The following is a 22,740-nucleotide window of genomic DNA, read 5'->3' as shown; positions in this document are numbered from 1 at the left end:
GTCGTCGGGGCCCGCCCTCAGGCGGTCGCGGCGTACGCCACGGCGATCGCGGTGCCGACGCGGGCGTTGTGGCGCACCAGCGCGAGGTTGGTCTCGAGGGAGCGGCCGTCGGAGAGCTCGACGAGCCGGCCGAGGAGGAAGGGCGTGATGTCTTTGCCGGTCACGCCCTGCTCGGCGCACTCGGCGAGGGCCCGGGCGATGACGTCGTCGATGTCCTCGTGGGACATCTCGTGCTCCGCCGGCACCGGGTTGGCGATGGAGATCCCGACGCCGAGCCCCAGCCCGAAGGAGGCGTGCATCAGCTCGGCGACCTGCTCGGGGGTGTCAACCCGCATCGGGACGGGCAGGCCGCTGGTGCGCGAGAAGAAGGAGGGGAACTCGTCGGTGCCGAAGCCGACGACGGGCACACCGAGGGTCTCGAGGACCTCGAGGGTGCGGCCGATGTCGAGGATCGACTTGACGCCGGCGGAGATGACGGCGACCTCGGTGCGCGAGAGCTCGGTGAGGTCGGCGGAGACGTCCATCGAGGTCTCGGCGCCCTGGTGGACGCCACCGAGGCCGCCGGTGACGAAGGTGCGGATGCCCGCGAGCGCCGCGATGCGCATCGTGCTGGCGACCGTCGTGGCGCCGTGCACGCCCGTGGCGAGGACGTGCGGGATGTCGCGGACGCTCACCTTGCGGATGCCGCCGTCGGCCCCGAACATCTCGAGCTCGTCGTCGGAGAGGCCGACGGTCGGGCGGCCGGCGATGACGGCGATGGTCGCCGGGACCGCCCCCCCGTCGCGGACGATCTGCTCGACCTCGCGGGCCATCGCGACGTTGGCCGGGTAGGGCATCCCGTGGCTGATGATCGTCGACTCGAGCGCGACGACCGGGCGGCCGGCGGCGAGGGCCTCGCGGACCTCGGGGGCGAGCGAGAGCATCGGGTGCGGGGTGGTGGTCATGCGGAGAGCTCCTCGGTGGGCGGTGCGTCGGGGGTCAGGTGGGCGGCGACGAGCGCCGGGGTGAGGTCGGCCCGGACGGTGTCCGGGGAGGCACAGGTGAGGGCGGCGACGACCTGGCCGAAGCGCGCGGCCTCGACGACGTCGGCGCCGCCGAGGAGCGCGTGGACGTAGCCGGCGGTCATCGCGTCCCCGGCGCCGGTGACGTCCTCGACGGTGGTCGGGGGCGCGGCGACGAGGACCACACGAGCCGGCCGGCCGGGGCGGGCGACCGACAGGAGGCTGCCGTGCATCCCGCGCCGGACCCAGACGTGCTCGACGCCGCGGTGGTGCAGCTCGGCCGCAGCGGCCGCGACGGAGGCCGGGTCGGGGTCGACGGGGCGGCGGAGCATCGCGGCGAGCTCGTCGACGTTGGGGGTGACGGTGTGGACCGGGACCGAACCGTCGAGGGCCGGGGCGGCGTCCGCGGCCTTGGCGACGCTGACGGTCTCGACGACGGCCGGGACGCCGGCGCCCGCGGCCGTCGTCAGGACCCAGCGCAGGACGTCGGCGTGGAGGTTGCAGTCGAGGACGAGGCGGTCGACCCCGCCGAGCAGGCCGGGCACGACGGCGAGGTCGGCGACGGTCAGCTCGTCGGTGGCGCGCATGTCGGCGACGGCGACGAGGAGGTCGCCGTCGTCACCGAGGACGGCCGTGTAGGAGCCGGTCGGGAACGGCGAGGTGACGACGTGCCGGCAGTCGACCCCGGCCGCCTCCGTGCGGGCGACGACGGTGCGGCCCTGGAGGTCGTCACCGACCGGGGCGACGAGCATCGTCGGGCTGCCGAGCCGGGCGAGGCTCTCGGCGATGTTGCGGCCGACCCCGCCGACCGTGGCGGTGGAGGTGCCAGGGTTGCTCGTGCCGAGGACCGCGGGGACGCGGGTGCGGACCTTGGCGTCGAGGACGGCGCCGCCGACGACGAGGACGGAGGAGGCCTCGGGGCGCAGGAGGTAGCCCCGGCCGAGGAGGACGCCCTTGCGGGTGAGGTTGCTCAGGTGCACCGAGACGGCGGCGCGGGTGGAGCCGAGGCGCTCGGCGAGCGCGGCGGCGTCGAGGAGCGGGTCGGTGCGCAGCAGCGCGACGATCTCGCGCTCACGCTCGGTCAGTCCCATACTTGCAGACCTTAAGGGCCTTTGGACTTCCGAAGCAAGTCGCCGTCCGATATGTGTACTCCCGGAATCCATGCGCCGCGGAAGGAATCCCTTGCGCCCCGCAAGGAATCCCTTCCGGCCGGCAAGGGAAACCGTGCGCCGACAGCGCTCTGCGCTGCGCCGTGCTGACCTCGCCCCGCCGCTGTCCCACCGGCCTGCCGCCGTGTCGTGACACCCCGGCACGACGATGACGCCGCGACGCAGCGAGGACGCCCCGAGCGGGCGAGGACGCGCCGACACCGCGAGATCGACGCTGCGACCCGCCGCCTCCTTGCGCGAGGAAGGGAAACGTTGCGAGCGAAATGGAAACCTTGCCGGGCGGAAGGGAGACCTTCCGGCGGGAAAGATCGCTCAGGAGGCGGTGGGGCGGGCCGATTCGGCCACGGCCCTCAGCGCTGTCCGGGCGCGGGACTCCGCCTCGGCTAGGGCCGCTCGCGCCGCCGCGAGCTCGCCGAGCGCCGCGTCGTCGGCCGTGAGCCGCCGCCGCCGCAGCCGGGACTCGACCTTGGCAGCCGCGAGATCGACCGGCAGCGTCGGAGGAACCCCGTGGAGGACGTCCTCGGCGTAGCCGCCGCCCGAGGCCTCCTTCTCGACCGCCTTGATGCGCTCCCACTGCTGCTCGACCTGCTCGGGCGTCGTCGCGTCACCGTCGGCGAACACGTGGGGATGGCGCCGCACGAGCTTCTCGACGAGCAGGCCGGCGACCGTGTCGACGTCGAAGCCGTCCTCCCCGGCGTCCTCGGCGACCCGGGCGTGGAAGACGACCTGGAGCAGCACGTCCCCGAGCTCCTCCGCGAGCGCCCTCGGGTCCCCCGACCCGATGGCCTCGAGGACCTCGTGGGTCTCCTCGACGAGGTAGGGCGCGAGGCTCTCGTGCGTCTGCTCGGCGTCCCACGGGCACCCGCCCGGGGAGCGCAGCCGGTCCATCGCCGCGACGACGTCGAGGAGCCGCCCGCCCTGCACGTCCCACGAGCCGACGACGAGCTCGACCTCGGGCGGGGTCTCGAGCCGCGACACCTCGGCGGCGAGCGCGTCCGACAGACCGGGGTCCCCGTCGGAGGACCCGAGCCAGACGACGACGGCCTCGCCCGCCCGGTCGACGAGGAGCCGGGCCAGGGCGGCCGGCGGGTGGTCGCCCGCCTCGATCACCGCCAGCCCTGCCTCGGTCAGGGCCTCGGCCAGCGGCTCGTCGGCGGACCGGGCGAGCAGGACGTCGGCCGCCGACACCGCGACCCACGCCGGGTGCGAGAGCAGCCCGGGCGCGACCCGCGGCGAGGTGAGGACGAGGCCGAGCCGGCCGGTGCTCACTGCTGCGGGGTGGTGACCGTCTTGATCCAGTCCGGCGTGCTCGTCGCCAGGCCGGCGGTGCTCTGGACCGCGTCCCACTCGGTGAGCTTCGAGGCGTCGAACGCGCCGTAGCGCGGGTTGACGTCGACCTTCAGCTTCGTCAGCGCCTCGGTCGGCACCGACGCGCCCGACTGCGCGAGCTGCTGGATGGCGAGCTGCGCGCGCAGGACCTCGAGCGTCTCGTCGGCCGGGGCCTCGCCGTCGTAGGTGTCCTGCTGCTGGTACGCCGTGCGGGCGAGGGACTCCGAGACGGGCGCCCCCTGCTGCGCGATCTCGTCGAGGTAGACCGGCGCGCCGATGAGGCGGCCGAGGACCTGGTCACCCGTGAGGTTCGCCCCCGGGAAGGTCTTGTTGATCTGGGCCTGGGCGACCTGGACCTCGTTCTCGGTGATGACGCGGCCGTCGACCGTGGCGGCACGGCCGGCCTCGGTCGTCCCGCAGCCGGCGGTGACGAGCGCGGCGCCGAGGGCGAGCGCCGCGGCGACGCGGCGAACCGGAGTGGTCACGAGGGGTCCTTTCATCGGGTCATCCCCGGGCGGGGGCGGTCGCGGCCTGGGCGGCCTGACCGACATTGTCCATGACGACCGCCCGGATGACCTGGCTGGCCCAGTCGAGCACGGCCTGGTCGCGCAGCGGGCGGCCTCCGACGACGGCGGTCTTGGGTGCCGGGACGAGCACGGAGCCCGTCGCGGCCTTGAGGATCGACTTCGGGTAGAGGCGGTTCAGCCGCAGCTGCTGGCTCTCGCGCAGCTCGACCGGGCCGAAGCGCACGTGCTGGCCCTGCACCGAGATGTCGGCGATGCCCGCCGCCCGCGCGACGGTGCGCAGCCGGGCGACCTCGAGGAGGTTGCGGACCGGCACCGGCACCGGGCCGTAGCGGTCGACGAGCTCGCCCTCGATCTCGGCGAGCTGCTGCTCGTCGACGACGGCCGCGAGCTTCTTGTACATCTCGAGGCGCAGCCGCTCGTGCGGGACGTAGTCGTGCGGCAGGTGGGCGTCGACGGGCAGCTCGATCTTGATCTCGGCCGGCGCCTCCTCGCCCTCGCCCCGGAAGGACGCGACGGCCTCGCCGACGAGCCGGACGTAGAGGTCGAACCCGACGCCCGCGATGTGGCCGGACTGCTCGCCGCCGAGGAGGTTGCCCGCGCCGCGGATCTCGAGGTCCTTCATCGCGACCTGCATGCCGGACCCGAGGTCGGTGTTGCTCGCGATGGTCTGGAGCCGGTCGAGCGCGGTCTCGGTGAGCGGCGTCTCGGGCGGGTAGAGGAAGTAGGAGTAGGCCCGCTCGCGACCACGGCCGACGCGACCGCGCAGCTGGTGCAGCTGGCTGAGTCCGAGCCGGTCGGCGCGCTCGACGATGAGGGTGTTCGCGTTGCTGATGTCGAGCCCGGTCTCGACGATCGTCGTGCAGACGAGGACGTCGAACCGCTTCTCCCAGAAGTCGACCACGACCTGCTCGAGCTTCTGCTCACCCATCTTCCCGTGCGCCGTGGCGACCCGGGCCTCGGGCACGAGCTCGCGGATGCGAGCAGCCGCCTTCTCGATCGTCGACACCTTGTTGTGGACGAGGAAGACCTGGCCCTCGCGCAGCAGCTCGCGCCGGATCGCCGCGGTGACCGTCTTCTCGTCGTACGCACCGACGTACGTGAGGACGGGGTGCCGCTCCTCGGGGGGCGTGGCGAGGGTGGACATCTCGCGGATGCCGGTGACCGCCATCTCGAGCGTGCGCGGGATGGGCGTCGCGGACATCGCGAGGACGTCGACGGATGTCCGCAGCGCCTTGAGCTGCTCCTTGTGCTCAACACCGAAGCGCTGCTCCTCGTCGACGACGACGAGCCCGAGGTCCTTGAACCGCACCTCCTTCGAGAGGAGGCGGTGGGTGCCGATGACGAGGTCGACGGACCCGTCGGCGAGCCCGGCGAGCACGGCCTTGGCGTCGGCGTCGGTCTGGAAGCGCGACAGGGCCTTGACGACGACCGGGAAGCCGGCGTACCGCTCGGTGAAGGTGTTGAGGTGCTGCTGCACGAGGAGCGTCGTCGGGCAGAGCACGGCGACCTGCTTGCCGTCCTGGACCGCCTTGAACGCGGCGCGGACCGCGATCTCGGTCTTGCCGTAGCCGACGTCGCCGCAGACGAGGCGGTCCATCGGGACCTCCCGCTCCATGTCGGCCTTGACCTCGTCGATCGTCACGAGCTGGTCGGGCGTCTCGACGTGCGCGAAGGCATCCTCGAGCTCGCGCTGCCACGGGGTGTCGGGGCCGAACGCGTGCCCCTTGGACGCCATGCGCGCCGAGTAGAGGCGGATGAGCTCGGCGGCGATCTGCTTGACGTAGCGGCGCGCCCGACCCTTGGTCTGCTGCCAGTCGGAGCCACCCATCTTGTTGAGCGTGGGCTGCTCGCCGCCGACGTAGCGGGTGACCTGGTCGAGCTGGTCGGTCGGCACGTAGAGGCGGTCGGCCGGCTGGCCGCGCTTGGACGCCGCGTACTCGAGGACGAGGTACTCGCGGGTGGCGCCCTGCACGGTGCGCTGCACCATCTCGACGAAGCGGCCGACGCCGTGCTGCTCGTGGACGACGAAGTCGCCGGGGCGCAGCTGGAGGGGGTCGACCTGGTTGCGCCGCTTCGACGGCATCCGGCGCATGTCCTTGGTCGAGGTGCCCGACCCGGCCGCGGCTCCGGTGAGGTCGGCCTCCGTGACGACGGCGAGGCGCTCGGCGGCCACGAGGAACCCGGAGCCGACGCACCCCGTCGTCACCGACACCAGCCCCGGTTCGAGCTCGGCCTCCGGCGAGGTGCGCGCACGGACCTCGTGCTCGCCGAGCACCTCGGTGACGCGCTTGGCGAGGCCGGCACCCTCGGTGACGACGAGGACCGACCAGCCGTCGGCGGTCAGGCGGCTCAGCTCGGCGACGGCGTCCTCGGTGCTGCCGCGGAACGTCGGCGAGACGGCCAGGCCGAGCTCGACGGTGTCGTCGTCCTCGTCGCCGCTGAACGGGGTGAGGTCCAGCCACCGCACGCCGAGCTCGCGGGCCTGCTCGCGCAGCTCGGCGAGGCTGCGGAAGGACGCCGTGCCGAGCACGGACTCGAGGTCGATGGGGACGGCGCTGCCGCCGGCCGCGTTGGCCCAGCCGGCCTGGAGGAACTCCTCGCTCGTCGCGACGAGGTCGTGGGCCCGGGTGCGCACGCGCTCGGGGTCGCACGCGGCGACGACGGCGTCGGCGGGCAGGACCTCGAGGAGGGTCTCCATCCCGTCGACGAGCGCCGGCGCGAGCGACTCCATGCCCTCGACGGCGATGCCGTTGGCGAGCTTGTCGAGGAGGTCGGCGACCCCGGGCAGCTGGTCGGCCAGCGCCGCGGCCCGCTCGCGCACCGACGGGGTGAGGAGCAGCTCGCGGCACGGCGGCGCCCACAGGCCGTGCTCGGCGACCTCGAGGGAGCGCTGGTCGGCGACCTTGAACCAGCGGATCTCCTCGACCGTGTCGCCCCAGAACTCGACCCGCAGGGGGTGCTCCTCGGTGGGCGGGAAGACGTCGAGGATGCCTCCGCGCACCGCGAACTCGCCGCGGCGCTCGACGAGGTCGACGCGGGCGTACGCGGCCGCCGCGAGGTCCTCGACGACCTGCTCGAGCGGCACCTCCTGCCCGGCGGAGAGCGACACGGGGCGCAGCTCGCCGAGACCCTTGGAGATCGGCTGCAGCACGGCCCGGACGGGGGCCACGACGACCGCGAGCCGCCCGTGCGTGGTGTCCTCGGCCTCGGGGTGCGCGAGCCGGCGCAGGACCGAGAGCCGCTGGCCGACGGTGTCGCTGCGCGGGCTCAGCCGCTCGTGCGGCAGGGTCTCCCAGGACGGGAAGAGGCCGACGGCGTCGGCGCCGAGCGTCGAGGCGAGCGCGGTGGCGAGGTCCTCGGCCTCGCGCCCGGTGGCGGTGACGGCGAGGACCGGCGCGCCCGAGGGCCGGGGCGCGAGGGCGGCGAGGACCGCGTGGCGGGCGCCGGGCGGGGCCGAGGCCGTGACCTCGGCGGAGGGGACGGCCAGAGCATCAACGAGCCGCACGGTGCCGGGGAGCGCGGCGACCCGGGAGCGCAGGGGGGACAACGACGGCATTCCTCAGAGCCTACGGCCAGCGACCGACACCCCGGGCGCGCGGGTCGAGGCCTCGACGGCACCACGCGGTCCGGCCCGCCGACCGGCGCATCGGACCGCGCGTCCCGGTGCAGCGCTCGTTACCTCGAGCGCACGGCGGATGCGGCCCGTTCCGCGAAAATATGGCCGTTCTTCGACGACTTTCTCCGTGGTGCGAATCACGCACGACGAACGGCCGAATCATCCCAAAACCACACGTGCGCAGGAAAGCCCGCGCGTAGTTTTCGAATCAGATCGCGCCATCCCTGCACCCGAGGCGTCAAGCGCGATCCCGGGTGTCCGACCGGTAGGGGAGTCAACACCCGGAGGCGCCAAGAAGGTAGATCAGCCATGGGTACCTCCATGTCCCCGTGCCGCCGTAGCGCGGCATCCACCATCGGCTCCCTGGCCGTGCTCGCCACCGTCGGAGTGGCCGTCGCCGGCAGCGCAGTCGCCCGACCTGTCGCAGCATCCGTGGCCCGGGCGTCGACGACAACCACCGTGACCTCGGTCGAGGACTCGGCTGCCCCGAACAGCCTGGCGAAGCTCGTCTACGTCGGCACGTGGAAGCAGGCCGACACCCCGACCTACACGGGCACGCACTACACCGGTCAGAAGGGCTCCCGCGTCGAGATCACGTTCACGGGCTCCCAGATCGTCCTGTACGGGCCTCGGGGTCGCTACTTCGGTAAGGCCAGCGTCTCGGTCGACGGTGGCCCGGCCACGACGATCGACGCTTACCGGGCGAACCTCCAGACGCAGAACGTCCTCTACACCGGCGCGCAGCTGACCCAGGGTCAGCACAAGGCCGTCGTCACCGTCCTCGGCACGAAGAGCCCCGAGAGCGGCGGCACGGCGTGGGCCCTCGACAGTCTCGACGTCGTGTCGGCCGTCGTGACCCGGAAGCCGGTGCCGGTCCCGCCTGCGCCGTACAAGCCCGTGCCCACGCCCACGCCCACCGCACCCGCCCCGGTGCAGACGCCGACCCCCACGCCCACGCCGACGGCACCCGCGCCCACCCCCACGGCACCCGCGCCCACGCCGACGGCACCCGCGCCCACCCCCACGGCACCCGCGCCCACCCCCACGGCACCCGCGCCCACCCCCACGGCACCCGCGCCCACCCCCACGGCACCCGCGCCCACCCCCACGGCACCCGCGCCCACCCCCACGGCGCCCACGCCGACCCCCCTGCCGACGCCTCCGCCGCCGGCTCCCGTCCCGGTCTCCAAGACCAACTACGGCGGCCTGTACGGAGCCACCAGCACGGACCGGCTGCGCCGTGGTGTGAGCCAGCAGTGGCTGAAGGTCCGCTGGTCCGACCTCGAGCCTCAGGAGGGCGCGTACAACTGGGAGCCCATCACCAACATCCTGGCCTCTGACCCCAACCTGGTCGTGCGTGTCCACGTCAACGGAGGCCAGTTCGCCCCCGAGTGGCTCAAGGTCGCCGCCGGCAAGGTCACGGTCACCAACGCCAAGGACGGCATCACCGCGACGGTCGGTCAGTACTGGACGCCTCGATACATGAGCGCCTACGACCGGTTCGTGACCGCGCTCGGCGCGAAGTTCGACGGCAACGCGCGAGTGGCGTCGGTCAACATGTTCGGAACCTCACTCATCTACGACGAGCCGTGGATCACCGGTGGCGCCGCGTCGGGCGCGGCCCTCTACTCGGCCGGCCTGACCAAGGACAAGGTCGTCGCCGCGCAGAACGCCGGCCTCGCCGCGACCGTCGCCGCCTTCCCCCACACCGTCGTCGAGATGCCCCTCCACGGCCAGTTCACCTACCCGGTGGCGGGTGGCCAGAAGGGCACCTGGGCGGACGGCATCGGCCTGGCCAACGCGTGGGACGCGCAGTACGGAAACCGCGTCATCTTCACCGACTACGGGTGGGGCGCCGGCGACTGGACCGCCGCCGCGAGCAGCCTGGCCACCGCGCCTAACCTGTACTCCTGGATGCACAAGCGTGCCGACCTCGGCCGCCCGATCGCCTTCCAGGCGACGCTGGCCCCCGGCACCGCTGCCGGGAGCACGACCCCGACCGCGGACGTGGCGCGGGCCGCGACCGACGAGGCCGTCCGCATGGGCGCCCGCTGGTTCGAGCACTACAGCTGGGCCTACTTCAGCGTCGACGAGGCCGCGGCCTTCGACGCCAGGTTCAAGGCCAACGTGAAGTGACCGGGCCGTAGGCCCCGGCCCCGGCCTCCCCGCGACGTCCGCGGGGAGGCCGGGGCCGTTCCGGCGGCTGGACGGGACATCGCAAAGCCTTCACGCCGTGCCGGGCAGCCGCCTAGAGTCACCGCATGCACACGTCATCGGCCCCGCAGCGGGGACTCGCTGGGTTGCGATGGTTGGCAGGACTTCGGACCGCGGTGGTGTGGCTCGCCGGGGTGACCCTCCTCAGCCTCGTCGTCGGGTTCGTCGCGAAGTCCCTGACCACACTCGTCGACGAGCGGGTCTTCGAGGCCGTCGACCGGGCCGGGACCAACGACTGGACCGACGTCCTGTCGACACTGACCAAGATGGGCAACGTCTGGCAGACCCAGCGGCTCGCGGCCGTCCTGGCAGTCGGCCTCGCCGTCTGGCTGTGGCGACGAGGTCAGCGCTGGTGGATGCCGCTCGTCGTGCTCCCGCTCACGTGGATCGTCTCGCGCGTCATGCAGTTCGGCGTCGCGTGGATCGTCGACCGAGACCGTGACGCCATCTCGCTCCTCGGCACCAACGTCGGCGCCTTCCCGTCCGGCGGCGTCATGCGCATCGTCACGGTGACCGGAGCCGCGGTCTTCCTCGCGTCGTACTACGGCCGGTGGCCGCGCGGACGCCAGATCCTCGGGTACAGCGTGGTCTTCGTGCTGGGCGTCGCCGAGGCCTACTTCCGTGGCCGCCTCAACCAGCACTGGTTCACCGACATCATCGGCGGGATCATCGTGGGCTGGGCCTTCCTCGGCGCCGTCGCCGCCACCGTCCGAGCTTTCGACCCCAGCCCGCGCGCGGCGGCCCCGGCGGCAGCGCCGTCCGACGGCACCGCACCCCGCCCGACCGCCCCCGTGGGACCCCGGGCGACCGACTGACGCCGGCGACGCTCAGGCGTCGGACGACCGGCCGCTCCACTGCGCGTCGGTCACGGCGCGGAGGGTCCTCGCGGCCGCGGGGTCCACCGCCGCCACGGCGGTCAGCGCCTCCATCACGGTGCGAGCCCCCCCGACCGGGAACCTCGCCGCCAGCAGGCCAACGTACTCCCCCTCGTCCAGCACGCCCTGCCTCAGCAGAACGGCGGTGTTGTCGACGAGGGTCCCGAGGCTCGGTCGCACCTTGTACATCCAGGGCTCCAGGGTGGCGCCAGCCCTCAGCAGCAACGCGACCCGGTGGCACCCGTCGCCGATGTGGAGGTCTGCGAGCGCCGGCGCCCCCGACTCCGACAGGGTGCCGGCGGGCGCGCGCAGGAGGGTCACCGGGGTGGCCGCGTCGAAACCCCGTGTCTCGAAGGAGCGCAGCAGCCGGGCTGCGCCGTGAACCCGCTCCGCGAAGCGTCCGTCCCGAGCAGCACTGTCTCGCACCAGCTCCGGGAAGAAGCGAGCGCACTCGACGTGCACGAACCAGTCGTAGTACGCCGTGCCGGCGGCCGCCCGCACGAGCGCGTCGCCGTCGAGGTCCGACCGCTCGGCGAGCAGGTCGAACAGCTGCGCCCGGACGACCACGTCGTGGCGCAGGGGTGCGATGAGCGCGGAGATGTCGACCGGCTCGGTCCCCGCACGCGCCGTCCGCTCCAGCACGGCTCGTCGCGCGCGGTGCACGACACGGCGAACCCCCGTGGGGCCGTTCGTCATTCAGCCCACCACCGGGTGGGCTCGCATCGGGTCGGCCCCGTCGTCGTCCGGCGTGGTCACGGAGCCCGACGGACCGCCGGGGCCCTCCAGCCGCCGGTAGAGCGCGAGCAGCTCGTCCGTCGCGACGTCCCAGTCGTAGGGCGCGAGGAGGGCCGCGGCGTCGACCGCCACCGGCTCCGGGTCCTGGGCGACCACACCGAGGACCCCGGCGAGCTCACGCCCGAGGGCGGCCGCGTCGCCGGCCGGGAAGGTGCGGTGCGCACCGCACCGACAGTTCGACAGCACCTCGAGATGGGGCGGGATGTCGCTGGCCACGACCGGCACGCCGTACGACAGCGCCTCGAGCAGCGTGAGGGGCAGTCCCTCCACGTCCGACGGCTGGACGTAGACGGCCGCGTTCGCGTAGACGGCGCTCTTCTCGCGCCCGTAGAGGTAGCCCGGGAGCACGACGCGCTCGTCCTTCTCCGCGGCCGCGCGCAGCCCGGCGACATAGTCGTCACTGAAGGACGAGTCCCCGACGACGACCATCCGCACGCCCTCGGGCAGCATCGTGGCCGCCTCGACGAGGAGGTCGGGCCGCTTCTCCGGGACCATCCGACCGACGAAGAGGACGTACCGGCCCGGCTCGAGGCCGAGCTCCGTCGCGAGCCGGCCCAGGGGCTCGCCGGGGCTGGCCTCCGCCACCCCGTTGGGGATGTAGGTGGCGGCGCGGTCGAAGTCGGCCCGGTAGCGCTCGGCGAGCGCCCGCGAGACCGTGACCACGGCATCGGGGACGTGGCCGCTCATCCAGTAGGCGAGGCCGAGGACGCGCTGCGCGAGGCCGGCCCACTTGGCGCGCTCGTGGTCGAGGCCGTGGATCGTGAGCACGACCCGTGAGCGGGACAGGTACCGCGCGAGCGGAGCCGCGAGTCCTGGCCCCGGGGCGTGGTAGTGGACGATGTCCGCGCCACGGACGACGGCGTGGACGGTCGAGGTGATGCTGTGGACGATGGCGTCGAGGTGCTTGCTCGCGACCGTGGGCGTGACGACCAGTCGCATCCCGCGGTGCGTCGACGGGACGTCGGCGGCGTAGGACCGCCGGCAGTAGACGGTGACGTCCACCCCACGCTCCGCGAGCCGTGCACCGAGCTCCTCGACGTGGTGCTCGATACCGCCGAAGGTCGCGGGGGCGCCCTTCTGCCCGACCATGGCCACCCGGAGCGGGCGCTCACCGGTGCGCCGACGCCACGGCGGCCGCCGTGCCCCGCTCCCCCGGCTCGTCGCCGTACGTGCGCGCATCCCTCATCACCTGTCCCTGGCTGCGGAGGACCGCAGCGGGCCCGGCACGGGACGTCGTCGACCGTCGACCGTGCGAGACGGCCCAACGGACGACGACGACACCCGGGGACGGGCCCTGCTCCCGATCCCGAATTCGCCCACTGTACGACGGGGCGCTCGCCGCCGCAGGCGGTTCGCCGGATGTCGGACCGGCGTCGGCTTACGCACGCGTGTCCGTGGGCGTCTACCCGCGGGAGACCTCAGGTTGCACCGTCCGGCCTTCTCCCCACCCACCGCACCGCCTAGAGTCGGGGGCGCCACGACGTCAGGAGCCCCATGCCCGCCACATCCCTGCGCAAGCAGGTCGCCAACGTGCTCTCCCCGCTGCGCCCGATGCCCCGCGCCGGCTCGCGGATGCGCCCCGACTACCTCGTCGTGGGGACCAAGCGTGGCGGGTCGACGTCCTTCGCCGACTGGCTCGAGCAGCACCCCGAGGTCGCTCCGTGCCTGGCGCGCAAGGGGACCCACTACTTCGACACCAACTTCCGGCGCGGGCGTGCCTGGTACGCGAGCCGCTTCGAGAAGACGAGCGCCGGCTACCGGGTCACCGGCGAGGCGAGCCCGTACTACATGTTCCACCCGCTGGCGCCGGAACGGATCAAGGCCGAGCTGCCCGACGTCAAGCTCATCGCGGTCCTGCGCGAACCGGTCGACCGCCTCCTCAGCCACTACCGCTACGAGGTCGAGCGCGGCCACGAGACGGAGTCGCTCGAACGGGCGCTCGACCTCGAGGAGACGCGGCTGGCCGGTGAGGTGGAGCGACTGCGGGAGGACGTGTCCTACGAGGGCTACCCCTATCGCCACTACAGCTACCTCCATCGTGGGCACTACGCCGACCAGATCGCGCACCTCCACACGCTCTTCGCGCCCGAGGACGTCCTCGTGCTCCAGAGCGAGCAGATGTTCGCCGACCCCAACGGCACCCTCGCGCTCGCCTGGCGCTTCCTCGGCCTCGAGCCGGTCCACCTCGACCACCTCGTCCCGCTCAACGCGACCGCGACCCGGCCCGACGTCGCCGACGCGACCCTGCAGCGGATCCGCGACTACTACGCCCCCCGCAACGAGGCGCTCTACGCCCTGCCGGGCGTCGACTGGCGCTGGCCCACCACCTGACCCTGCACCGCGGGCCCGTTCCGGCCCACCCGCGGCGCCGCAGGCTGGGACGATCCTGCGAACGCGCCTCGACTGACGGCCACGTCGCCTACCATGTGCGAAGGGCTTTGTGCAGGGATCGCAGGGGACGCGGACCGTGACCACTTCCCAGTGACCGTGTCCGACAAGCAGGAGTGTGTTCGTGGAGATCGCCGACTACCTCAGGGTGGCGCGCCGCCGCCTGTGGATCCTCATCCTCGTCCCGGTGCTGGCGGCGGGGGCAGCCCTCGCCTACGGTCTGCTCAGTCCGCGCACCTACTCCTCCACCGCGACCGTCCTCACCCCGAGCCTCGTGGGCGCGCAGTACAGCCAGTTCACCGGTCCGCAGGCGATCGACCAGTTCGTCAGCGCCTTCGCCGCCAGCGCGGCCGACCCCACCGTCATCGCCGAGACGGCCAAGGAGACGGGGATCAGCGTCGCGGCGCTGACCGACAACGTCTCGGTCGAGCAGATCGGGGCCAGCAGCAATGTCACCCTCACCTTCAGCGGCCAGAACGAGAAGGAGTCGGAGCCGGTGGCGCATGCCCTGGCCAAGAACGCGCTCGTCAACATCTACTCCGCCCAGCGCAAGATCGCCGGCATGCAGGCCGAGGCGGCCCGCCGGGGCGTCGAGGCCGCGAACAAGGCGGTCAACGACTACGTGACCAAGGCCGGGGTCGGTGAGCCCTCGGCCGCCTACACCGCCGCCGTCAGCCAGGTCACGTGGCTGCAGCAGACCCAGGCCACCTATGCGGCGAGCGGGGACCGGACCGCGGCCAACGCCATCCGGAACTCGATCGAGACGGCTCAGAAGCAGGCCCAGAAGGTCGGCGCGACCCTGCCGCAGTACAACACCCTCGTCAACGCTCAGACGCTCGCCAACGAGGCCTACCAGTCGGCCCTGGGCGACCAGCGCAAGGTGCAGGTGCAGGCGACCGCCGCGTCCGACCCCGACGTCATCACCACGACGGCGGCCGCTCCGGACCGCACCGGGGCCAGCATCGTCAAGCTCGTCGTCCCGGTGTTCGGTGCGGCCGTGCTCTTCGCCATCATCATCATCGCCCTCTTCGAGTTCGTCGCCGCGGTCCGCCGCCAGGAGAGCGAGGAGCACCCGGCCGAGGTCGGCGAGTCCGTCGCGCCGGCCGAGACGTCGGGCACGGCGGGGCGCAACGGCCGCCACGCCAAGGACGCGGGTGCCGCCACCGGCCGCCGCGACGACAGCAGCGAGCGCACCCCCACGATGGTCGACGCGTAGCCCGACCCCGCTCGACGACCGACCCCGCCCGGACCTCCCGGGCGGGGTCGGTCGCGTCGGGGCGTGCTGCCACCCGGTCCCCCACCGCGGTGATGGCCCGCCGGTGGTGACCCGCCGCGGCCCGACGCCCCCCCTCCTCCCCCGCCTCCTCGTGCTCCGCGCACGGTGCGCAGGCCCGCCGCCTCGGCACGATCCACCCACCGGAGGGCCCGACAGCCGAGGGCCGGCCGACCGCGGACGGTCGACCGGCCCTCGGGAGGGAGCGGGGGGTGCGCTCAGCAGGCCCCGGCGCGCATCGTCGATGTACCGGTGGAGGGGACGACGGCCTTGCTGTTGAACGTGTTGCCCTGGGCCACCCAGTAGGAGGGGACGTTCGGGCCGAGCTTGGTCGAGGAGACCTTGTTGTCCGCGACCCGCGACTTCATCATCGCGCCGATCTGGAGGCCGGCGCCGGTGCCGCTCAGGGTGTTGCACGTGACCGTGGAGTCGTTGGTGCTCGTGGCCATCGACGGCGTCTTGAGCGGCGCGTCCATCATCCGGAAGGCGATCCCGGCGGAGCGGTAGCCGGTGACCGTGTTGTGGTCCCAGAGGTTGCCCCAGCCGGCCATCTGGTCGTTGAACCCGATGGCGACGTTGCTCGCCGTGTTGTTCGTGAAGCGGTTGTACGACGCGGTCTGGTCGGTCGTGAACGCACGGCCGTCACCCGGCAGGTCGGAGATGCGGTTGCGGTCGATGACGTTGTAGTTCGACCCGTTGTCGACGCGGATGCCCTCCTGCATGTAGTGCTTGACGCTGGAGGCGGCGATGCGGGCGAGGGTGTTGCCGGTGACCGACCAGCCGTCGCTGTAGGTACCGAACCAGATGCCCGGGCCGGTGCCGCACGCGATGTCGGTGATCGTGTTGTTCTTGATGACGCCGTAGCGCGACATCGTGATGTGGACGCCCTTGCGGGTGATCTTGTTGCCGATCAGCTGGACGCCGTCGATCGGCTTGAGCGTCGCGCCGGACTTCGCGGCGACGTAGGAGATCGCGTTGCGAGCGGCCACCTTGTCGTTCGTGCCACGGCCGGGGACGGCGCGCAGGGTGCGCCAGTCGCTGTTCTTGATCGAGGTCTGCATCCACTTGTAGGCGTTCTGCACGCCTGCACCCGGGATGTACACGCCGCCCGAGATGTTGAGGTTCTGGAAGGTCCAGTACGAGGCGGCCTGGCGGAAGCGCACGGTGCGGTTGATGTCGGGGCCCGTCGTGCCGCAGCTGGGCATCTTGAGGCTGGCCGTCAGCGTCACGGCGCCGTCACCGTAGGGCTGGACCGAGATCGGGTTGGTCGCCGTGCCGGACTTGAGGATGTCGAAGGGCCCGGCGTAGCTGCCCTTGTGCAGGAGGATGGCCGTGCCCGGGGTGGCGCCGCTGATCGCGCTCTTGAGCTGGGCCGTGGTGCTCACGGTGACCGTGCGGGTCGTCCCGCTCGGCACGGCCGGGCGGACGCCGGTGCTCGCCGGGGTGGCGGCCGAGGCGTCGGCGAGGGTGGTGGAGCCGACGGAAGCGGCGGTGGCAGGGGTGGAGGTGAGGGTGGTGGCAGCAAGCGCCAGCGTCGTCGTGCACGCGAGCACCGCAGCCGTCTTCACAGAGGTCTTGGGCATGGAGGATCGTCATCTCGTTCGTGGCCCCGGCGCTCGCGGACGAGCCACGGCGTGGAAGAACGCCGTCACAGGGAGTGACCGGGACCAGCTGGCAGGGAGTCTGCAGGGTAACCAGAATGTTGCCGATTCGATACTTGTTCGCCGACGACACGAACCGTCCGGACCCCCGCGAAAGCCCGGACGCACCGCGCTGACCTGCACGTTCATCGCTGAGCGACCCCTGAGACGACACCGTTGTCAGGCGGCAGTCACGTCCGTCGACGGGCCCCGGGAACGCCGTCCGAAGCGGCGCCGCACCTTCTCGAGCATGGCCCGGTCGTCGGGCTCGAGCCCCCGGAGCAGGAGGATCGCGACGTAGACGAGCACCACCGCGGGGGCCGCGACGAGCAGCACCGCGACGGGACCGTCGAGCACGAACGCGAGCCCCACGGCGAGGGCCGCCGCCGGGAGCGCGGCCACGAGGGTGGCGCCGGTGCCCGTCCCCCGGGCCCTGATCCCGAGGATCCGCCGGACCTGGAGCCACTTCGTCGCGTTGACGAGGACGAGGGAGGTCGTCCACGCGACCGCCGCCCCGATGACCCCGAAGCGCGGGATCAGCACGAGGTTGAGCCCCACGTTGATGACGAGGGCGGCGACGTTGTCGGCGAGGCTGAGCCGCACGAGCCCGGTCATGTTGAGGACGGACCCGCACGGTCCCGCGGCGGCGTTCGCCAGCTGCCCGACGGCGAGCACCACGGTGACGGCCGCGGCCGAGGCGTAGCCGCCGCTGAACATCGAGAGCAGGTCGGCCGGGAAGACGAGGAGCAGGATGAAGGCCGGGACCGAGAGCCGGATGATCCACCGGTTCGCCGCGCCGTAGGCGCCGTCGACGCCGTCGCGGTCCCCGAGGTGGTGCAGCCGCGCCACGGACGGCACGAACGCCGAGTTGATCGGGTTGAGGACGAAGATCGCGAGGCCGACGAGCCGCGTCGCCACGGTGTAGGTGCCGACGTCCTCGGCCGACGCGAGGTGCCCGAGGATGAGGGTGTCGGTCCACACCAGCCCCGTCGTCGCGAGGGTCGAGCCCCAGCTGACGACCGCGAAGGACGCCATCGGCCGCGGTGCGTAGGTGGGTCGCGCCCGCTCGACGCGGCGCAGGCGCCGGACGAGGACGACGACGGCGAGCACGGCGGCGGTCCACGAGGAGACGACGAGGGCCCACAGCGCGCCGGTCAGCCCGTACCCGAGGAGGAGGGCGAGCACGGTGCCCAGCAGGCGCAGGCCCGGGTCGAGGACCTGGCCGATGAGCGTGAAGGCCCGCTGGCTGCGCCACCCCTGGGTCGCGGCGAGCGCGGCGCCCTGGACGGTCGCGGCACACACCGCGAGGGCGACGAGGAGGATGCCGTCGCGCAGGACCGGCTCCTGGAGGAGGTCGGCGACCGGCCCGGCGAGCAGCGCCAGCGCGACGGAGACGACGACGCTGCCGCCGACGGCCACACCCATGCCGAGCCGCACGGTCCCGCGCACCCCGCCCGGGTCGCCGTCGGCCAGGCGCATGGCCACGAAGCGGGTCAGGGTCGCGCGCACCCCGCCGAGCGCGAAGAGCGTGAGGATCGTCAGGAGCGCGTAGCACATCGAGTAGCGGCCGACGTCGGCCCCGGACGTCGTGAGCGCCAGGACGAGCATGATGAGGAAGAGCGACCCCTGGCTGAAGGCCGCCCCGACGATGTTGAGCCCGCCGCCGCGGGCCATCCGCCGGATGTCGTCACCGCCGGTGCCGCCGGCGCCCGTCACGCGGGTGTCCCCGGCGGGAGCCGTCGCCGGGCGCGCGGCCCCGTCAGGCCGGGGCACGGGTCGGTTCGGCGCCGACGGGCGCATCCGCCGTCACGGCGTCCGCGTCGTGCGGCGCCCGGTCCCGGGCGGCGAGCGACCCGGCCGCGGAGGCACAGGCCACGATCGCCAGGACGTACCAGAAGTTCGCAAGGCTCTGGATGACGTTGGCCGCCACGCTCATGACGGCGAAGACCACGACGCAGACCAGGGCCCCGACGGCGACACCCCGCTCCAGCGTGTCCCGACGGGTGCGGCGGACGGCGCGGGCGGTGACGGCGAGCATCGCGACGATGAGCCCGACGTAGACGAGCAGGCCGACGATGCCCGTCTCGACGTAGGCCTGGAGGTAGTCGTTGTGCGGCTGCTTGGCCGAGTCCGTGTAGTACTGGGTGGCGTTGAGCCCGACGCCGGTGATCGGGTTGTTCTTGTTGATCGTCAGCAGGCTGGCCCAGTAGCCGAGGCGCCACGACAGCGAGTTGCCGGTCGCGCCGCCGCCCAGCTGCGAGCTGGCCGCGCTCTCGGTCAGGCGGCCGAGGAGGCCCGGCGCCACGACGAGCGCCCCGACCCCCGCGAAGACGAGCAGCCCGAGGAGGCCGAAGCGGCGCTGCAGCAGGGCGACGAGGGCGATGCCGACGGCCGCGGCACCGATTGCCCCGAGCGTGAGCGTCATGAGGAGGAAGACCCCCGCGACGGCCAGGAGCGGGGCGAGCAGCCTCCTGGACCGCCGGCTGAGGTACGGGAGGACCGCGACGCCGAGGAGGAGGAGGAAGGTGAGGAAGCGCGCGTAGTCGTTGGACTGCGTGAAGGTGCCGGTGAGGCGGGTGAAGCCGCCCTTGACCTCCGCGGAGGCGTCACCGGTGAGCAGGCCGACGACCGTGTACGCGAGCGGGACGACGAGGGCGAGGAAGCACGCCGCAAGCACCCGCCGGAGCATCCTGCGGTCGACGATGAGCCGCTCCAGGACGAGGTACATCATGACGGCCGAGGTGAGCCGGGCCAGCTGGAGCACGCTCGCCTGGACGTGGTTGGAGCCGAGCACGCTGAAGGCCCCCGCCGCGAGGAGGGCGACGAGCATCGTGCTGACGGAGGAGAAGCTGCGTGACCCGTGGGAGTAGAAGCTCGCGGCGAGCCACAGGAGGGCGAAGACGAGGAAGAGGACGCCGATGATGCTCGAGGGGTCCAGGCCGCGGGCGCTCACGGTGTTCGAAGCCGTCGTCCCGGCGTCGCTGCCGCTCAGCTTGAGGACGTCCGTGCTCGCACGGATGGCGAGGAGCAGGAGGACGAACCAGCTGAACCGGGTGACTGCGACGAAGACCAGGGCGATCCCGACGACGGCGACGAGCGGGAGCACTGCGAGCCGGCTCGACCCGGCGATGATGCCGTAGCCGCTCGTCACGGACGCCACGACCGCGAGCGCGACGAGGCCGGTCGTCACCGTCTTGTTCCACGTGGGGTCCAGGGACGCCGACGACGGGCGTCCCAGGGCTGCGGGGAGCTCGACGGTCACGGCATGTCCTCACCGGGCGGAGCGGCCCGGCTGGGCCGCCTCACCGGTCTCGCGGGTCGATCGGTCTGACGAACGAGCACCGGGCTGCGGCGAGGAAGGGAGTCGTCGGGACGACTCCCCGTGCGGCCCCTGCACGGCACACTGCAGCCTACTGTACGGTCCCCGCCCGGCTCCGGGGCCGGATCGGCGGAACGCCCGCTGCCGCAGTGCCGCCCACGTCGTCCTCGGGGCGTGTTCAGCCGTTCCCGGACGCGCGGGCCCGCGCCCGTGACAGGCTGCAGGATGACGGGTGGCGCCCTCCGGCAGGGGCGGGCGCTCCCGCAGGGCGCCGCGGCGCCCGCCACACAGGAAGTCGGGGTCGTCAGCCTCCATGCGCATCCTCCACGTCAACAAGTTCATCTACCGCCGGGGTGGCGCCGAGGGCTACATGCTCGACGTCGGCGCGCTGCAGCGCGGCGCCGGCTACGAGGTGGACTTCTGGGGGATGACCCACCCGGAGAACCTGACCGGGCTCCCCCTCGCCGACACCTTCGCGCCGCACGTCGAGCTGGAGCCGGCACCCGGCGGCCTCGCCGGGCTCGCCGCCTCGGCCCGGATGGTGTGGTCACCCGCGAGCGGCCGCGGCCTCGCGCGGGCCCTCGACCGGTTCCGCCCCGACCTCGTGCACTTCCACAACGTCTACCACCAGCTCTCGCCGTCGGTCCTGCGGCCGGTGCGGGCCCGCGGCATCCCGTCGGTCATGACGCTGCACGACTACAAGCTGGCCTGTCCCAGCTACCAGATGCTCAGCCACGGCGAGATCTGCGAGCGCTGTGTCGGCGGCAGCACCCTCAACGCGGTGCGGGAGCGCTGCAAGTCAGGCTCCCTCGGGGCCAGCGCCGTGCTCGCGGTCGAGTCCGGGCTGCACCGCCGCCTGCACGCCTACGACGGCGTCGACCGCTTCGTCAGCCCGAGCCACTTCCTGCGCGCGATGATGCTGCGCTCGGGGATGGCCCCGGAGCGCATCGTCACGCTGGCCAACGTCGTCTCGCTCGGCGACGACGCTCCCCCCGAGCCGACCCCACCGGCGACCGGCGACCCCGCCCGGTTCGTCTTCGCCGGGCGCCTCTCGCCCGAGAAGGGGGTCGACACGCTCGTCGAGGCCCTCGGGGCCACCGCCCTCGAGGTCGGGCTCGACGTCGCCGGGGACGGTCCGTCCCGCGGCGCCCTCGAGGAGCTCGCGGCCCGCGTCGCGCCGGGGCGGGTGCGCTTCCACGGCCGGCTCGACAAGGCCGCCGTGGCCGGGCTCGTCGCCCGCTCACGGGCGATGGTCGTGCCGTCCCGCTGGTACGAGAACCAGCCGATGACCATCCTCGAGGCCTTCGCCGCGTCGACCCCGGTCGTCGCGACGGCTCTCGGCGGCATGCCGGAGCTCGTCCTCGACGGCGTCGAGGGCCGGGTGGTGCCACCGAACGACCCGGGGGCGCTGGCCAGGGTCCTCGACGAGCTCGCTGCGGACCCGGACGGCAGCCGGGCGATGGGGGCCCGCGCGCGCACCCGGTTCGACGCCGAGTTCACCGGTGAGGTCCACCTCGCCGGGCTGTCCGCTGTCTATGATGAGGCGCGCCGAGCGGCCGCCCGCGGCCGCGCCGACACCACGACGGAGGGCTGAGCCATCGCCGACGCCACCTCGCCGGCCGAGGAGCACCGCGGGACCACCACGTCGGACGTCCGTGCCCGCGTCGCGTTCGTCGCGGGCACCGGCCGCAGCGGCAGCACCCTCGTCAGCAACGTCATGGGTCAGCTGCCCGGCTGCCTGTCGGTCGGTGAGGCGCGCTACACCTGGGGGCGCGGCGCCGCCGCGAACCATCTGTGCGGCTGTGGACGACCGTTCTCCGAGTGCCCTTTCTGGCAGGACGTCATGGCGGAGGTCGGCTCGGGCCGGCCGCCAGTCGACGCGGCCGGGACCGCCGAGCGCATCGACGCCCGGCTGCGCGTCCGGTCCGTCCCGGCGATGGAGCTGCGCCGGCTGCGCGGCCGCCCCGAGGTCCTCCCCCACCCCGACGACCCCGTGATCAGCGACCTCTACCACGCCCTCGCGGCCCGGCCGGGCGCCGAGCGTGCCGTCGTGGACTCCTCGAAGCTGCCGCCCTACGCGCGCCTGCTCGACGGCCTGCCGGGGGTCGACGTCTTCCTCGTGCACGTCGTGCGCGACCCCCGCGCGACGGCCTTCTCGTGGCGCCGGAGCAAGGCCACGCGCGACGCCGCCGACAGCGCGCGGATGCCCCGCATCTCGGTCGTGCGCAGCTCGGTCATCTGGGTGCTCTGGAACCTCATGGTCCCGCGGTGGTGGCCGCAGGACCGGCGGATGACGGTCCGCTACGAGGACTTCGTCGACGACCCCGCCGCCGAGCTCGCCCGGATCGCGCAGGCGCTCGGCACGACGGTCCCCGAGGGCCTGGTCGAGGGCGCGTCCATCCACCTGCGTCCCACCCACTCGGTCGCGGGCAACCCCGACCGGCTCGACGCGGGAGCCGTCCGGGTCCGACGCGACGACGAGTGGCGCACGGCCATGCCGACGCTCCAGCGCTGGGCGGTCACGGCCCTCTGCCTCCCCGGTCTGCGCCGGTTCGGGTACGGCGTCCGCGCCCGCTGACCCGGGCCGGCCACCG

General features: G+C 73.1%; 16 protein-coding genes. 6 read left to right on the top strand and 10 right to left on the bottom strand.

Features of this window, described 5'->3' with window-relative positions; translation table 11 throughout:
• Nucleotides 1-17 precede the first annotated feature (17 nt).
• The 5 genes from LG324_RS06595 to mfd all read right to left on the bottom strand — a co-directional run bounded on the left by LG324_RS06595 (nt 18) and on the right by mfd (nt 7,582).
• Nucleotides 18-944 carry a pseudouridine-5'-phosphate glycosidase gene (locus LG324_RS06595; protein WP_030528884.1) on the bottom strand — a complete coding sequence of 309 codons (927 nt, stop codon included), beginning with the start codon at nt 942-944 and terminating at the stop codon, nt 18-20.
• Nucleotides 941-2,092, bottom strand: coding sequence for a PfkB family carbohydrate kinase (locus LG324_RS06590; protein WP_404352613.1), 1,152 nt, complete (start codon nt 2,090-2,092; stop codon nt 941-943). The genes LG324_RS06595 and LG324_RS06590 overlap by 4 nt, the downstream gene beginning before the upstream one ends.
• 390 nt (nt 2,093-2,482) lie before the next feature.
• Entirely contained in the window at nt 2,483-3,439 is a 957-nt protein-coding gene (locus LG324_RS06585) for a MazG family protein (RefSeq protein WP_404352612.1), read from the bottom strand.
• The gene (locus tag LG324_RS06580; protein ID WP_207024926.1) at nt 3,436-3,984 is read right to left on the bottom strand and encodes a hypothetical protein; all 549 of its coding nucleotides are present in this window, start codon (nt 3,982-3,984) and stop codon (nt 3,436-3,438) included. Before LG324_RS06580 ends, LG324_RS06585 begins: the two co-directional genes overlap by 4 nt.
• A 19-nt stretch (nt 3,985-4,003) precedes the next feature.
• Nucleotides 4,004-7,582, bottom strand: a complete 3,579-nt coding sequence (gene mfd / locus LG324_RS06575; RefSeq protein ID WP_404352611.1) for a transcription-repair coupling factor — start codon at nt 7,580-7,582, stop codon at nt 4,004-4,006.
• A 519-nt stretch (nt 7,583-8,101) separates the two neighbouring features.
• On the opposite strand from mfd, the gene LG324_RS06570 reads away from it, so the two are divergent.
• Both LG324_RS06570 and LG324_RS06565 read left to right on the top strand, forming a co-directional pair.
• Entirely contained in the window at nt 8,102-9,778 is a 1,677-nt protein-coding gene (locus tag LG324_RS06570; protein WP_404352610.1) for a hypothetical protein, read from the top strand.
• Nucleotides 9,779-9,990: 212 nt separating this feature from the next.
• Nucleotides 9,991-10,671, top strand: a complete 681-nt coding sequence (locus LG324_RS06565) for a phosphatase PAP2 family protein (protein WP_404352608.1) — start codon at nt 9,991-9,993, stop codon at nt 10,669-10,671.
• A gap of 12 nt (nt 10,672-10,683) precedes the next feature.
• Here the strand turns inward: LG324_RS06565 and LG324_RS06560 are convergent, their stop codons facing one another.
• A complete protein-coding gene (locus LG324_RS06560; RefSeq protein ID WP_404352607.1) occupies nt 10,684-11,373 on the bottom strand; it encodes a hypothetical protein in 690 nt (229 codons plus the stop codon).
• Between the two features lie 54 nt (nt 11,374-11,427).
• Nucleotides 11,428-12,705 (bottom strand): glycosyltransferase family 4 protein, encoded by a 1,278-nt coding sequence (locus LG324_RS06555; RefSeq protein WP_404352605.1) that lies wholly within the window; start codon nt 12,703-12,705, stop codon nt 11,428-11,430.
• 315 nt (nt 12,706-13,020) lie between these two features.
• On the opposite strand from LG324_RS06555, the gene LG324_RS06550 reads away from it, so the two are divergent.
• On the top strand, nt 13,021-13,857 hold the full coding sequence (locus tag LG324_RS06550; RefSeq protein ID WP_404352604.1) for a sulfotransferase domain-containing protein: 837 nt from the start codon (nt 13,021-13,023) through the stop codon (nt 13,855-13,857).
• A gap of 181 nt (nt 13,858-14,038) precedes the next feature.
• Nucleotides 14,039-15,130: a Wzz/FepE/Etk N-terminal domain-containing protein gene (locus LG324_RS06545; RefSeq protein ID WP_404352603.1), complete on the top strand. Its 1,092-nt coding sequence runs from the start codon at nt 14,039-14,041 to the stop codon at nt 15,128-15,130.
• Between the two features lie 275 nt (nt 15,131-15,405).
• Here the strand turns inward: LG324_RS06545 and LG324_RS06540 are convergent, their stop codons facing one another.
• From LG324_RS06540 to LG324_RS06530, 3 genes are all read right to left on the bottom strand, one after another.
• The gene (locus LG324_RS06540; RefSeq protein WP_404352602.1) at nt 15,406-16,770 is read right to left on the bottom strand and encodes a right-handed parallel beta-helix repeat-containing protein; all 1,365 of its coding nucleotides are present in this window, start codon (nt 16,768-16,770) and stop codon (nt 15,406-15,408) included.
• A gap of 237 nt (nt 16,771-17,007) precedes the next feature.
• Complete coding sequence (locus LG324_RS06535) at nt 17,008-18,543, bottom strand: flippase (protein WP_404352601.1); 1,536 nt, start codon at nt 18,541-18,543, stop codon at nt 17,008-17,010.
• Nucleotides 18,544-18,586: 43 nt separating this feature from the next.
• Nucleotides 18,587-20,089, bottom strand: a complete 1,503-nt coding sequence (locus LG324_RS06530; protein ID WP_404352599.1) for an O-antigen ligase family protein — start codon at nt 20,087-20,089, stop codon at nt 18,587-18,589.
• Between the two features lie 370 nt (nt 20,090-20,459).
• Here LG324_RS06530 and LG324_RS06525 point away from each other — a divergent pair, with 370 nt between their 5' ends.
• Together LG324_RS06525 and LG324_RS06520 are read left to right on the top strand one after the other, a co-directional pair.
• Nucleotides 20,460-21,740, top strand: a complete 1,281-nt coding sequence (locus tag LG324_RS06525) for a glycosyltransferase family 4 protein (RefSeq protein WP_404352598.1) — start codon at nt 20,460-20,462, stop codon at nt 21,738-21,740.
• A 123-nt stretch (nt 21,741-21,863) separates the two neighbouring features.
• On the top strand, nt 21,864-22,724 hold the full coding sequence (locus tag LG324_RS06520; protein ID WP_404352597.1) for a sulfotransferase: 861 nt from the start codon (nt 21,864-21,866) through the stop codon (nt 22,722-22,724).
• Nucleotides 22,725-22,740 lie beyond the last annotated feature (16 nt).

The organism is Phycicoccus jejuensis (assembly GCF_044797865.1).
Lineage (GTDB): Bacteria > Actinomycetota > Actinomycetes > Actinomycetales > Dermatophilaceae > Phycicoccus > Phycicoccus jejuensis.
Note: the sequence above shows the minus strand (reverse complement) of the source record. Positions and strands in the feature narration are given on the sequence as shown.

Coding starts and splice junctions, on each gene's coding strand:
- LG324_RS06595 (WP_030528884.1), bottom strand. CDS start 944: ATGACCACCACCCCGCACCCGATGCTCTCGCTCGCCCCCGAGGTCCGC.
- LG324_RS06590 (WP_404352613.1), bottom strand. CDS start 2,092: ATGGGACTGACCGAGCGTGAGCGCGAGATCGTCGCGCTGCTGCGCACC.
- mfd (WP_404352611.1), bottom strand. CDS start 7,582: ATGCCGTCGTTGTCCCCCCTGCGCTCCCGGGTCGCCGCGCTCCCCGGC.
- LG324_RS06555 (WP_404352605.1), bottom strand. CDS start 12,705: ATGCGCGCACGTACGGCGACGAGCCGGGGGAGCGGGGCACGGCGGCCG.
- LG324_RS06550 (WP_404352604.1), top strand. CDS start 13,021: ATGCCCGCCACATCCCTGCGCAAGCAGGTCGCCAACGTGCTCTCCCCG.
- LG324_RS06540 (WP_404352602.1), bottom strand. CDS start 16,770: ATGCCCAAGACCTCTGTGAAGACGGCTGCGGTGCTCGCGTGCACGACG.
- LG324_RS06525 (WP_404352598.1), top strand. CDS start 20,460: ATGCGCATCCTCCACGTCAACAAGTTCATCTACCGCCGGGGTGGCGCC.
- LG324_RS06520 (WP_404352597.1), top strand. CDS start 21,864: ATGGGTCAGCTGCCCGGCTGCCTGTCGGTCGGTGAGGCGCGCTACACC.